Raw genomic sequence first — 14,182 nt, 5'->3', positions numbered from 1 at the left:
AATGAAAAAGTCAGATGCTGGCAGTCGCGTACTTGTGCGCCTTTGTCGTGATATATGGCAGTTCAAAGGGTGGTTGCTGGCAGTCGTTCTGGCCGCAGCACTAACGGTGTCTGCCGGTGTGGCAGAAACGTATGCGCTGAAATTGATTATCGACAGGGCCAGCTTAGGCGCAGTGGAAGAGATGCTGCGAGGGGTGTTTGGACTGGTGGTGGTGCTGTTGCTAGGGGCGCTGGCTACTTATGCCCGGTTTCGACTGGGCGGTATCCTCAGTGCCCGATTTGTATTCCGTTTTAACCAACGGTTGTTCAATAAACTGACGGGGATCTCGGTCGCGGCGCTGGAGCGTTACGAAACGGGGGATATTGTGGCGCGCTTTAGCAGCGATCTCCGCAAGGTAAACCTGTTTGTCGAAAACAACTTTCCATTGTTATTGCTACACCCTGTGATGTTCATTGCTGGTGCCGTCTATTTGGGGATGCTCAACTGGCAGTTACTGATAGTCGCCATAATCCCTATCCCGGTCGGCTTGGTGCTCATTGTTGTGATCACACGGCCGATGGCTTCTTTGTCGGAGCAGGCGCAGACGAGACTTGGTAAGGGCTTTGCCGTACTGGGGGAGATGCTAGCCGGCTTTGCGACCATGAAGGTTTTCCATTTGCAGCAGAGTCTGTACGGCTTATTCAAGCAGCAGATGGATGATGGCCTGGCGAGCCAGCTCAAGTTGGCACAGCGTTATATCTGGATGGGCCCGCTTCAGGTGATGCTTCGCCTGTTCCCAAGCGTTATTTGCTTGATTATCGGCGGGCAAATGGCGGTGTCTGGTGAACTTTCCCTCGGGGCTCTGATTGCTTTTTTCTATTTGTTGAATTTTGTCATCGATCCTATCTCGCAGCTGCCGACCCAAATAGCCAGCTGTAAAGATGCGCTGGGTGCTTGCGCCAGAATCTATCAGCTACTGGATGAGGTCGATGAACAGCTTGACCATTTGCGGCTGCAAGAGTCTCAGTCTGCTCCGATGTTGACCGTCGAGAATGTTGGCCTCGCCTACGAGCAAGGAAGGCCGGTGCTCAGTGGGGTTAGTCTGCAGGTCGACCACGGTGAGGCCGTGGCTATTGTCGGCGAAAGCGGCAGTGGCAAAAGTAGTTTGCTGAAGCTGCTGGCCGGCTTTTACCTCCCCAGCAGTGGGACGATCACCTTGGCCGCTAAGAATGGTGCCAGCTACCGAGGGCAGATTGCCTTGCTCGGCCAGGATCATTACCTGTTTCCTTATCGGTTAGTCGACAATGTCCGATTTGCCAACCCGAATGCCAGTGAAGAGGATATACATGACGTTGCCCGGCAAGCATATGCCAGTGAGTTCATCGAGCAACTTCCCGATGGTTTGCACACGCGGCTCGACGAGGGAGGTGATCTGTCGGTGGGGCAGAAACAGCGGATTGCTTTGATGCGGACGCTGCTTAAGCCGGCAGAGCTACTGTTGATGGATGAGCCAACAGCGTCGTTGGATCGCCAGAGTGAGAAATTGGTTCAGGAAGCAATTTTGGCCCAGACCGGCCAGCGAACCTTGTTGGTCGTCACCCATGACTTGCACTTCGCCTGTCGCTTTGACCGGGTGTTAGTCATGGAGCAAGGCAAAGTAGTAGAGCACGGCACTCCCGCTTCACTCCTTAATACCAAAGGGCCTTTTGCCCGCCTTTGGCAAGGCCACGATACGGCCAGTGACGCCACTGACAAGGAGGCAACTTATGCTTAGTCGGGTTGAACGATTACAGTGGCTTAGGCTAGTCAATTTGATGGGCCAGCACCGATGGCGTTATTTGTTTGGGGTGATGGGACATGCGTTGTCGGAAACCCTAATCATGATTTCGCTGGCGTTTATTATGCGCGATATGATCCAGGCAATCACTGACAACGACGCGCCGGCAATGTACCAAGCCAGCCTGACGTTGATCGGCCTCGCTACCGTAACCTGCGTGAGCTTCATGGTATTTGGGCGATGGTTTTTTCAGAGTTTATTCCGGGCGATGGCGGCGATCCGGCTGCGTTTGTTCCGTCACTTAGAGAGCGTGCCGCTGGCAGAAGTGGAGCACTACCATAAGGGGGAGCTGATCGCCCGAATAAATAGTGATGTCGATGCCGTCTCCGAGGTTTTCGGTTACCAGTTCCGGCAGCTGCTTTTTACTTTGTTTACCGGGGGGATTGCGATGGTAGCCCTGTTGGTAATTGATGTGCGTATTGGGGCTTTGCTGATAGGGGTTGCCGGATTGACGGCAGCGGTGAATCGGTATTTTGCTCAGCGGTTGCGTAGCGTGAGCTTGGGGATCCAACGTTCGCTTGGACGGCTGTCATCTGCTGCAGTAGATGCCGTCCACGGTGCCAAGGATATCCGGGTGTATCAAATGCAAGGGGAGCTGCAGCAAAGGTACGACGGTGAAAACCGGGCGCTGTTTCAGGGGGCACGACATACGGCTCAGCTTAGGGCGGGTCTCGAGCTGGGTAACTACCTACTGCGGATCTTTAGCTTCTCCGGATTGCTGGTGGTCGGTGCTTGGCTGATGATTGTTGGTGATACTCCGCTCGGTGATGTGGTCGCGATGATCCAGCTGCTCAGTGCACTCAATATGATGTTCCGTGAGCTGGGTGGGCATGTGACTTTTTTGCAAAAGTCGTTGGCAGGGGCGCAACGAATCTTCGAATTACTGAGCCTTCAGCCCGAATCGGCGGGAGTGGAGCCAAAGAGCGAGCAACGTTCTGCCGCTGCTCCACCACCCGTTTGCCAACGTCGCTCCACTCCCCCTCTCCTTGCTGTTGAGGAGGTGTCATTTTCATACCCGAGAGGCCAGCCGGTATTACACGGGATCTCGCTGACAGTACAGCCTAGTGAAACAGTGGCAATTGTTGGCTCCAGCGGCAGTGGGAAATCAACGTTAATGAAGTTGTTGCTCGGGCTCTACCTCCCTTCGGATGGACAGATCTGTCTGCATGGCCAGCTTTTGGCAAATTATGGTGCCGATGGATGGCGACGTCATTTCGCTTATGTTCCCCAAGATGCTTACCTTTTTGCCTTGTCGGTTAGCGATAACTTGTCCTGCGGTGGAACGGTTGGGCTTGAAATGGCCAGTTCGGCGTTACTACGGGCTGATGCCGAGGTTTTTGTCCGGGATCTTCCTGCAGGTTTAGAAACCCTGCTTAGCGAAGGCGGTGGCAATGTCTCTGGTGGGCAGAGGCAGCGATTGGCTGTCGCCCGGGCTCTCGCCAAAAATGCCGATGTGTTGTTGATGGACGAACCAACGTCAGCGTTGGATAAGGCAACCGAGCTGCGGCTCCAATCGGTGCTGGTACCGGAGCGATCGGATCAGGCGGTGATCATTGTCGCCCATAGGCTGGCAACAATCCGTCATGCGGACAGGATCTTGATGCTACAGGAAGGTCGAGTCATCGAGGAAGGAGACCATGCCTCGCTGATGGCGCAACAGGGAACCTACTACCAGTGGGTGTCAACAAGAGCAGACAAGGAAGGAAGTAAATGATGAGCAGGGATTTACTGGCTGCTATCCACCAACAGTTCAACAACCGACCAGAGGCGGTAGCGATCGAGTGGGGAGGGCGGATGCTTAGCTACCAGCAGCTGGCAGGGGCAGTGGCTGAGACTGCCGGTGCGTTACGGCGAGGCGGTCAAGCACCGGTAGCTTTTTTCCTTGAACCGTGTCCGGCACTGGTGGTTAACCTGACAGCCTGCCTATTTACTGGCCATGTGTTTGCCCCTTTGAACCCAATGTTGCCCGATCCGGTATTGAGGCAGATGCTTACTCGGGTGGCACCATCTGTGATCATGACTATTCCGACTTTAGCTGAACGGACCTATGCGTTGGCAGCGCAGCTGGATCCTGTACCTGAGGTACGGGTTTGTGACCCTGTGGGTCTGAATATGGGAACCGAACCACTGTTCAATCCATGGCATGAGCTTGAGTCCCCTCGCTGGCAGGATCCCTGTTATATCTACTTTACCTCGGGGTCAACCGGTGATCCCAAGCCGATTTTGGGAAGCTATCGCGGCTTGAGCCACTTCGTCATGTGGCAGCAGACGGAGTTTGCTATTGGGCCACAGCATCGTGTCGGGCAGGTGACGTTACCTGCCTTTGACCCCTTCCTGCGGGAAGTCTTGCTGCCGTTGGTCGCTGGGGCTGTACTGGTTCTCCCTGAGCATCGTGAACTGATCTTATCCGAGCAACTTCCTGCTTGGGTTAATCAAAATGAAATCAGTGTGTTGCATATGGTTCCGACCCTGTTTCGTCAAAATTTGTTGCACCCACAAGGCCGCTCCCATCCACTGAGTTTGGATTACCTGTTTCTTGCTGGGGAGCCACTACGAGGCCGAGATGTCGCGCAGTTTTACCAGTGCTACGGGGAGGGCTCATGCCAACTGGTCAATTTATACGGCCCGACCGAGACCACACTAGCGAAGGTGTTCAAGAGATTGGGACCGGATGATATGGCTGACGATCTGATCCCTATTGGACGCCCGCTCGACGAGCAGGTCAAAGTACACGTGCTCGATGAGCGGGGGCAGCATTGTGATGTTGGCCAGCCGGGTGAGCTGGTGATAGAGACGGAACTGCGTTCGTACGGTTACCTTGGCCTTAAGGAAGAAAACCGGCGCAGCTTCCGCCGTTCACCACCCTATTATTTTACCGGTGATATGGGCAAGCTACGGCCTGACGGACAGCTGGTGTGCCTAGGCCGTAAGGATAACCAGATAAAGCTCCGCGGCGTGCGAGCCGATCTTCTGGGTATCGAGAGTGTGATCGAGCAAGCTCCCGGGGTAGCGCAGTGCGTGGTACGGGTACAGGATGAAGGGTTGTCGACAGCCCAGCTGCAGGCGTTTGTGGTTTTGGCATCCAACAACGATGCTGGGACGATGCTTGATTATACCAACCAGCATCTTAATCAAGCACTTGTCCCTGCGAAATGGATTCAGGTCGAGGCGTTGCCGCAATTGCCAAATGGTAAGGTCAACCGAAAGAAAGTGCACCAGCTGGTTGGCTCGGAGCTGCAGTTTGCCCCTTACCGTGCTCCAGTTGATGAGGATCAGCGTCGGCTTGTGGCTATCTGGCAGCAGGTTCTGCAGCAGCAGAGGGTCGGTATGGATGACCATTTTTTCCGTCGTGGCGGTCACTCCCTCCAGCTAATGAGCCTGAAAACCCTGCTTGAGCAGGCGTTTTCGGTCAGTATCGAGCCGGGGCTCCTCTTTACCCATCTCACGCCAGCGAGCCAGTTGGCCTATCTGCAGACTCGCCAGCAACGGCCTGAGACATATACGCTGGAACAGACTGCTCTTGAGTCGGCTGGGCCGGTATCGGTACTACAGCGCAACATTATTTTAGCCCACCAGTTCCACCGTCAAGATAGTAGTTATAACTTAACTCGGGTGATAGAGCTGAACCAGCCCTTGGACAGCCGACGGTTGGAACTGGCGATGGCTGTATTAACCGATAATCTGCCGTTACTACGATCTACGTTTGTAATCGAGCAAGGGGAGGTCCGTACCCAGATAACCCCAGTAATTTCGGTGCCGGTTGAGAGTTACTCTCTTGCTGGTGGACTGAGGTTTGAGGATTCGCTGTCGGCCTTCGTCCGTCCCTTCGAACTCGAGGTGGCCCCTTTGCTGAGAGTTGGCCTGTGGGAAGTGTCGGCAACTCAGGCTTATCTGGCACTGGACATCCACCATAGCCTTGTCGATGGGATCAGTGTCTCACACTTGCTAGCGATGTTGCTTGAATGCTACCAAGGGCGGTCACCGGCGGAGCCAGCTTGGCATTATCACGATTATGTCAGTTATAACCTCAAGCAGCAGGCTCTGCATGAGCCGGGTAATATCGCTTACTGGAAAACGGTACTGTCACCGTTACCCGAGCCGCTGCAGTTGGCTTCAGGCCATGACAGGCCTATACAGTTTGATGGCCGAGCTGAGATGCAGATGCTCGAAATCGGATCGCAGCAATTACGTCACTTGCAGCAACTGGCCCAGCACCAGGGGTGCACCTTATTTGTGCTCCTCTATGCCGCCTACAGTTTGGTACTGCAGAAAATCAGTGGTCAAAATGACATGGTGATCGGTGTCCCGGTAGCTGGACGGGATCTCCCCGAGGTGGCAGAGATGCCCGGGGTATTTATGCGAGTACTACCACTGCGTACTGTGTATTCTGCAGAGTCCTCTCTCACTGATTACTTGATGATGATTCAGCAGAATTTTGCTGCGGCATTGGCGCACCAAGATTTTGCCTTTGAAAATCTGGTCGAGGCGCTCAAGATACCACGGAGCGCAAACCGGCAGCCATTATTTGATACTTTGTTTGCTCTTCATGACGGAGTGGACTGGCAGGATGGTGAACTGAGTGCCTGCGAGGTACATGTGTCGCCTGCTCAGGCGAAAGCCGATTTAGCGGTGGATGCGTACCTGCATCATGATGCGCTCACGGTGACTTTCACCCATGCCGAGGCGATGCTGGACAGTGGTCGAGTAACCCAGTTGGTGCAGTATATGGCGACCTTGCTGATGCGTATCACCGAGCATCCGCCATCACAGTCGCTCAGGCGGTTTGATCGGGTTCCGGTCCTAGAGCAGGTCCAATTGCTGGAGCAATTTAATCAGACAACCCAGGCTGTTGAGGGGAGACAAACCTTGGTTGACCGTTTTCACCAGCAAGTGGATCTGACCCCTGAAAGGGAGGCATGCCGCAGTGCTGGTGTCGCGCTGAGCTACCGTGAGCTGGATCAGCGAGCAAATCAACTTGCCCATGCCTTGTTGGTCCACGGCCGACCACTTTTAGCTGATGGTGAACAGGGGAAAGTCGCAATCATGATTGCTCCATCGGTGGAGCTGGCTGTGGCGATATGGGCTGTGCTAAAAGCCGGGATGGCCTATGTCCCCCTTGATCCTGATTTTCCGGTCGAACGCTTGCAGTTTATGGTCAAGGATGCCGGGATCACGTTGATGCTGACCGATCAAAACGCACTAGCAGAGCAGCTGTTTCACGGCCCAGTACTCGCTGTGGAGGAGCGGGCCTATCCCAAGTATCCGACTACGAGGCCGGAAGGAGAAGGGGTGAATCAGAAGCAACTGGCTTATCTGATATATACCTCGGGCTCTACTGGCCAGCCCAAAGGGGTGATGATAGAGCATGGCGCGGCGGTGAACTTTCTCAATGGGATGGAGCGAGCACTGTCATTTAATGACAGCAAAACTGTGTTGGCGCTGACAACCTTTTCATTCGATATATTCGTACTCGAGTTCTTCCTCCCTCTATTGAAGGGGGCTCGCTTAGTGATTGCCACTCGCCGTCAGCAACAAGATATGGCCGAGCTCAGCATGTTGATCGGTCGAGCAGGCATTACCACTCTGCAATTTACCCCTTCCCGAATGAAAATGTTCTTGGCCTATCAACCAGCACTTGACTGCTTTGCTGGGGTTGAGGAGGTGCTGATGGGGGGCGAGTATGTTGGTATCGAACTGGTCGACAGTATACGTGGTTACTGCTCGGCTCGGGTCTTCAATATGTACGGCCCTACGGAAACGACGGTCTGGTCCGCGGTAGGTGAGCTGACCTGCGCGACGCAGAGTAAGGTCGGTATACCGATCGACAATACTCAATTATATGTGTTGGATGAGCAGCATACGCTTTGCCCGCTTGGTACTTTGGGTGAACTTTATATTGCTGGCCAGGGCCTGGCTCGGGGCTATCACCAGTTACCCGAGAAGACGGCTAAGGCGTTTGTTGACAACCCTTTTCGTTCGGGGCAGCGGATGTACCGAACGGGGGATCTAGCCTATTGGTTGCCCTCAGGTGAGCTGGTCGTCTGCGGACGAATTGATAGTCAGGTCAAAATCAAAGGTCATCGTATCGAGCTACATGAAGTCGAAGATGTTCTCAAATGGTACCCGGGGATCCAAGATGCTGTCTGCTTGGTGCGTGAGCGCCGGACCCAAGGTTTTAGCGAAAGCTACCTCTGTGCCTTTTATCAGGCTGTGGACCCGCTTGAGGAGGCGCAACTTCGCCATCACATCAGGACCTACCTACCGGAATATATGGTTCCGGAAGCCTGGCGAGCACTCGATACTTTTCCGTTGACGGCTAATGGCAAGATAGATCGCAAGGCGTTCCCGCAGATAGTCGCACCCGCGACAAAGCTCGTACCGGCCGCAGCAGACCTGCATGCAACACCGTTTTCGCTGACACCAACCGAGCAGATTATCTACCGTGTATGGTCGGGGCTACTACCGGTGGCGGAGCCGGGGCTGGACGATAATTTCTTTGAGCTCGGTGGCAACTCGCTACATGTCGTGTTTGCACAGAAAGCCTTGGCCGAGCAAGGGATCAACGTATCGGCCATTACCATCTTGGAGCAAGCTACCATATCTCACCTGGCCAACTGGGTCGACAGTCAGCAGCCTCCGCGGGCGACTAAGCCTTGCCGCAGTATCTCATTTGCGATGGCTAGCCAAGAGGATAAGGAGGCTGGAAGTGAATGGGAATACAGCCACCCTCCCATAATTTCCGATGTGCTGGTCGAGCTGAGCCAACAGCTTGGTGTAATGCCCGGCGTGTTGCTAGCTGGCTTACATATCTATGCGTTGGCTGCCGTTACCGAGCAAACCCAAATTGACGTTTATATTGGGGTGAATGCAACCCATTGTCATTCTGTATCACTGGCGCTGGTTGGGATTGACAACCTGCCAGATTTTATTGCGGCTGTGGCTGATGCCGTGGTGCGGAGGGCGCCGGAGGAGATCCGTAATTTTGAACCCCACAGGCGGCGGGGGCAAGCCAGCGTCTATATTGCAGCTGCCAATCAGAAGGCCCTATCTCGCAATACGATTTTTGATTTGGTGTTGCTGTTTGACTGTGGTGGCACTGGCCCACTGCGGTTGCAAGGCCAACTTAACCACAAACACATATCGAAGGACACTTTCACCGCCGTTGGGCAGGTGCTTAACGGGCTGATTACGCAACTGGCCCAAGGTGAAAGAGGATAAAGGGAGAATTCGAAGCATGGCCTATTACTATCATAAGCAGATTCTGAGTGGCTCTGACGATCAGGGCTATTGTTCAGAGACGATCAGGCAGGACCTACGAGCATCAGGGGCTGAGCTGGCTGATTCTGTACTCTTCAGTGGCCAGCCCCGAGTATTTTATACCTTGGTGTCTGGTGAGCCGATAAGCGAGGGGGAGGGGGAGGACTTTAATGCTTGTCTGCAAATCGGTGAAGCAAGTTATATCGACTCCAGTTTTGTGCCAGCCTTTCCTAGTACGGTGACCAAGCTGACGAGCGTCAAGCGCCCCGGAAAACCTGCAGGAAAAATCGTCATTGGTTGTAATGTCGTACTGCAAGGTACTGCCATTGTTGCCTATCAGGAGGTGCGCATCGGTGATGACGTTATTTTCGGTGGCATGGTCACCATTATGGATTGTGATGGCCACGATACAGCCCGGCGCGGTGATCCGGGCGAAGTCGAACGGCTGGAGGTCAAGCCCGTTAAGATCGGTAATGCCGTGTGGGTCGGCAATCAAGCCACAATCCTCAAGGGGATCACTATTGGCGATAATGCGGTCATCGGTGCCCACTCGGTAGTCACCAAGGATGTGCCTGCCAATACAGTCGTCGCTGGCAACCCTGCGCGGGTTGTAAAGAAAATTAAATAAGCCGTGTGTGAATGTCACGACGGGGAATTGGAATGAAATCAAGAATAGGCAACAGTTATGGATGACGGTATATCAGTAATCACGCCAACTTATAATCGAGCTGAGTTGTTAAATGAAACGCTTGAATCCTTGTCTGAGCAGGATTTTAGCCGAGAGAAGTTCGAAGTCATTGTGATTGATGATGGCTCTAGCGATCACACCCAACAGGTAGTGGAATCCTATCGCGATAAAATGAATATCCAATATCATTTCCAAAGTGATCGGGGATACCGCGTCGCTAAAGCACGCAATATTGGGATAGAGAACAGCCGCTTTGACTATACGCTGTTTTTTGACTCAGGAATGATAGGGCGCGCCAATCTGTTGCAAACCCACTATACGGCGTTGAGCCAGGGTATGGATGATGTTTTTATCGGCGAAGCCCTTGGTTTTGACGAGGTAGAAACTCACAACCGGGAAAGTATCGAGGCAGCGCTGGCCAGTTTGGATCGAGAAGCGTTATTTCGGGTTTTGCTGTCGGAAGAAAAATACCGCGATTGCCGGCGGCCTTTCTTTGCTTCTGTAAACCATGACCTGACAGATGTACTCCATAGCTGGGTGTTGTTTTGGACCTGTCATGCTTCCTGCCGTACATCGGACCTGCTTGAGATTGGTGGCTTTGACGAGAACTACCGTTCTTGGGGGGCTGAAGATATTGAACTGGCACTGCGCTTGGTCCAGCACCAGAAAAGGATCAATGTGATTGCCGACCCGGTTGCTATTCATTTGCCCCATGAAAAAAACACGGTCAAGCGTGAGCAATCCTTGCTCTACAACCTTTACTACACCCACGGTAAACACCGTCTTCCTCAGACCCAGCAACTACTGACTGGTAATTGGCGTGACATTGTCAAGGTCAGGGCTGAGACCGTGCAGGCTGCTTCAGCCATGATTGCGGCGGTAGAGAGCTCTGCCCGCGGCCAAGAAAAAAAGGAATTGGCGTTATGATGGATTTTATTAAAAAGTGTGAGATTGAAATGTGGGTGTTGGGACTCTCCGGTGTCAGGCAGGCCAAGATCGTTGATTGGTCCTATCAGCATGAACACTTTATCGTGGCTTTGGTTGTGATGGAGGGGGGCGCGGACTATTCGGTCTCTGTGTTTCAAACAGAATTATTATCCCAGCTTGCCATCGAGGACGTGCCGCAAATTTTCCTATCCGTTGAGCATATTCATCTTGGCGAAGATGATGAGGTGGAAATCGGTCGCTATGAATCCCTTCTATTAAATCAAGTTAGCAGTGAGAAAGGTGAGCCAACCGAACTGGAACTGCTCATCGGGGCTATTTGGAAGCAGGAGTTGCAATTAGAAAAGGTTGGGCGGAACGATAGTTTGTTTTCGCTCGGGGGAAGTTCCCTGATTGCGGTAAAGCTGGCTGAGGTTATGTCCCAGCAGCTGGCTGTCACCGTTACGACCACCGATCTGTTTATGTTCCGTACGATTGAGTCCTTGGCCAGGGCGCTGCAGGAACGCGCTGAGAATGAGAGCGTTGAAGAAGGAGAGTTCTGAGTATGGATGCACTGTCACTGCTATATCGGGCAAACCGGCTTGGGGTTCAGCTGTGGATCGATCAGGGGGCATTGCGGTTTCGGAAGCCGACCGAGTTGGCCGGCTGGGCCAGTCTTGCGGCTGAGATCAAGTCCCACAAGCAGGATCTTATTGAGTTGCTGTCTTTTAATCAGCAGTGGCAACCGCCGCGGCTACCAGTCATTTACCGTAGCCCGGCCGGGCTGCCGGCAACCTTATCGTCATCACAGCAGCGGATGCTGTTTATCGAGCAATTTGAAGGCGGTACGGATGCCAACCATATCTCGATACTTGTTGAAATGAAAAGCGGTGTTGACCAGTCCGCGTTCGAGCTGGCATTGCAGCACCAGATCTGGCGGCATTCTATTTTCCGTACCCAGTACAAACTGAATTCTGCCGGTTCTTGGCAGCCGGAAGTCGTCGATAGAATGGTCGAAATCACCACTCTGTATTGTGAAGATGAAATTGCACTTAAGAATAAGGCTGCTGAGCTTAAATCCCGGCCGTTTGCCCTTGACAGAAGTCTACCGTTGCGGGCGTACCGCTTAGTGGTAGGGCAAAGTCGCTACCTTCTGCTGGTGTGGCACCATGTTGCCTGTGATGGTTGGTCGGTCGGGGTGTTCTTCCATGAGCTTGATAATGCTTACTTGGCGTTCTGCCGAGGGGAGGCGCCACCACAAGCGGCCTTACCAGTAGAGTATAGCGATTATGCCCACTGGCAGGCCTATTATCTCAGGGATGAGAAGCGAAAGCAGTTAGTAGACTTTTGGGCAACCCAGCTGGAGCGAAGTGAAGTGCTGGCGCTACCTCTTGATAAGCCGCGACCAGTGAACTTTTCTTATGCGGGACAGGACTATATATTTACCCTGACAGAGGCACTCTCGATGCAGGTTAGGGAGCTGGCCGAGAGCTGTCAAACGACGGTATATAGCGTTTTACTCAGCGCCTATTATCTGACGCTCTCGCTATTGTCTGGCCAGGATGATGTGGTGGTAGGGACACCGTCAGATAACCGACATCTCGGTCAATTACAGGGGATGGTCGGCTTCTTTGTGAACTCACTACCGCTACGGCTTAAGATCGACCAAAGTCATACTGTGAGTGAACTCCTTGAGCGTATTCATCACACAGTGATGGAAGCGAAAGCCCATCAAGATCTGCCGTTCGATCAAATTGTCGATGAGCTGCACCTATCTCGAGATCCCAGTCGCCATCCTTTGTTTCAAGCCATGTTCAGTGTGCAGTCGTTTGGTCGGGATCAACATCATATGTCTTCGCTGTTTGGCCCCGAAATTGTCCTGGGGGATCAACCGGCCCAGTTTGATATAAGTCTTTTTCTTGATGATAGCCAGCCGCAAATCCAAGGGAGTATTAACTACGCGATCAGCTTGTTCAATTTTGACACTATCGAACATTTTAGCTTGCTGTATCGGCAGGTACTGGAAGCGATGGCGAAAGAGCCGCAGAGTCCCCTGGCCGTATTGCCGGTCGTATCACCACAGGAACAATCGCAGCTGCAGGAGTTTCAAAAAGGTAAAACTTACAGCAAAGAGCCAGTACTGTTGCCGGATCGGCTTGACCGGCAAGGGCGGGAAACCCCGGGTGCCACCGCCATTAGCTGGGGGGAGGACAGTCTAACCTACCGGGAGTTGTTGGAGCGGGTTAATCGGCGTGCTCATGCTATCCGTGATTGCTACCTGCAACATACCGGCAGGCTGCTGGAGGGGGATGCGCGGATAGCCCTGTATTTGGACCGCGGGCTGGATACGGTGATCAGCATTTTGGCTGTAATGCAGGCCGGGGCCGCGTATGTGCCCATTTCGCCAGAATCGCCTGTTGATCGTAGTGCCTTTATCTTGGCGGATACCGAGGCTGCGCTGGTGCTAACCCAGCCTTGGCTGCTGTCTGAACTTGAAACAGTGCTAGCGCAGCTGGACAACCGACCGATGTGCATAGCTACAGAGTCACTGGATATCAGCGTATACCCGTGTTGCCGTCCGAATATTTCATTGGCAGGAAAAGATCTGGCGTATGTGATTTATACCTCAGGTACCACCGGCAAACCGAAAGGGGTGATGATTGAGCATGGCACCTTTGCCACTTTCCTCGCGCATTTTTACGACTGGCTGGGGGGGCAGCCACAAACGGTTTTGAGCTTGACCAACTATACCTTTGATATTTTCGGTTTGGAGTATGGCCTAGCTTTATTTTTTGAGGGACGGTTGATCTTGTCGGATGCCGAACGGGTCCATCATGACTTGTCTCACCATGCTTCGAATATTTCATTAATTCAGCAGACGCCGTCCATGTGGCAGCGATTTCTCAATGAGCCGTTGATTGGTGTCGAGACTGGTCATATCGAGGTGATCTCCGGTGGAGAGAGTGGGAATGAAGCGATGTTCGAGCTTCTGGCGAAGCAATTTGTCAATGTAAGGCAGGTTTATGGCCCCACTGAAACCTGTATCTGGAGTACGGGAACAGTGGGGATGGATCTGCAACAGGTAACGAATATCGGGCGTCCTTTGAATGGCGAGGCTTGCTATGTACTCAACCAGCAGCTGCACCCTGTACCCATTGGTGCGCCCGGAGAGTTGTATATTGGCGGGGCTGGATTGGCCCGGGGATACCTGAACCGCCCTGAACTCAATGCACGCAGTTTTATCGATCACCGGATTAATGGGCAGGAGCACTCCATTCGTTTGTACAAGACAGGGGATGTTGTTCGTTGGCGTGCAGATGGAAGCTTGGAGTACCTGCACCGTAACGATACTCAAGTTAAGATCCGCGGCTACCGGATCGAGCTGGGCGAGGTCGAGCATGCGCTGCTGGGCTTGCCCCTGATCAAGCTGGCCGCGGTTATCGACCGGCAGCGCAATGGTCAGTCTTACCTGGCCGCCTACGTGACCTTGCCGGAAG

7 protein-coding genes are annotated in these 14,182 nt (G+C 53.3%); all 7 read left to right on the top strand.

Annotated features, from left to right (window positions below; all coding sequences use genetic code 11):
- Position 1: 1 nt before the first annotated feature.
- Positions 2-1,753, top strand: a complete 1,752-nt coding sequence (locus tag ACVA58_RS27075) for an ABC transporter ATP-binding protein (protein ID WP_446513360.1) — start codon at positions 2-4, stop codon at positions 1,751-1,753.
- Positions 1,746-3,530: an ABC transporter ATP-binding protein gene (locus ACVA58_RS27070; RefSeq protein WP_446513359.1), complete on the top strand. Its 1,785-nt coding sequence runs from the start codon at positions 1,746-1,748 to the stop codon at positions 3,528-3,530. The genes ACVA58_RS27075 and ACVA58_RS27070 overlap by 8 nt, the downstream gene beginning before the upstream one ends.
- The gene (locus ACVA58_RS27065; protein WP_446513358.1) at positions 3,527-9,034 is read left to right on the top strand and encodes an amino acid adenylation domain-containing protein; all 5,508 of its coding nucleotides are present in this window, start codon (positions 3,527-3,529) and stop codon (positions 9,032-9,034) included. Before ACVA58_RS27070 ends, ACVA58_RS27065 begins: the two co-directional genes overlap by 4 nt.
- Positions 9,035-9,050: 16 nt before the next feature.
- Positions 9,051-9,701 (top strand): acyltransferase, encoded by a 651-nt coding sequence (locus tag ACVA58_RS27060; protein WP_446513357.1) that lies wholly within the window; start codon positions 9,051-9,053, stop codon positions 9,699-9,701.
- Between the two features lie 57 nt (positions 9,702-9,758).
- Positions 9,759-10,688, top strand: coding sequence for a glycosyltransferase (locus ACVA58_RS27055; protein ID WP_446513356.1), 930 nt, complete (start codon positions 9,759-9,761; stop codon positions 10,686-10,688).
- The gene (locus ACVA58_RS27050; RefSeq protein WP_446513355.1) at positions 10,685-11,248 is read left to right on the top strand and encodes a phosphopantetheine-binding protein; all 564 of its coding nucleotides are present in this window, start codon (positions 10,685-10,687) and stop codon (positions 11,246-11,248) included. Before ACVA58_RS27055 ends, ACVA58_RS27050 begins: the two co-directional genes overlap by 4 nt.
- A 2-nt stretch (positions 11,249-11,250) precedes the next feature.
- Positions 11,251-14,182: amino acid adenylation domain-containing protein (locus tag ACVA58_RS27045; RefSeq protein WP_446513354.1), on the top strand; the 2,932-nt coding region annotated here is incomplete at its 3' end.

This window comes from Photobacterium sp. DNB22_13_2, assembly GCF_052873915.1.
This window is presented reverse-complemented; position numbering and strand designations above follow the sequence as displayed.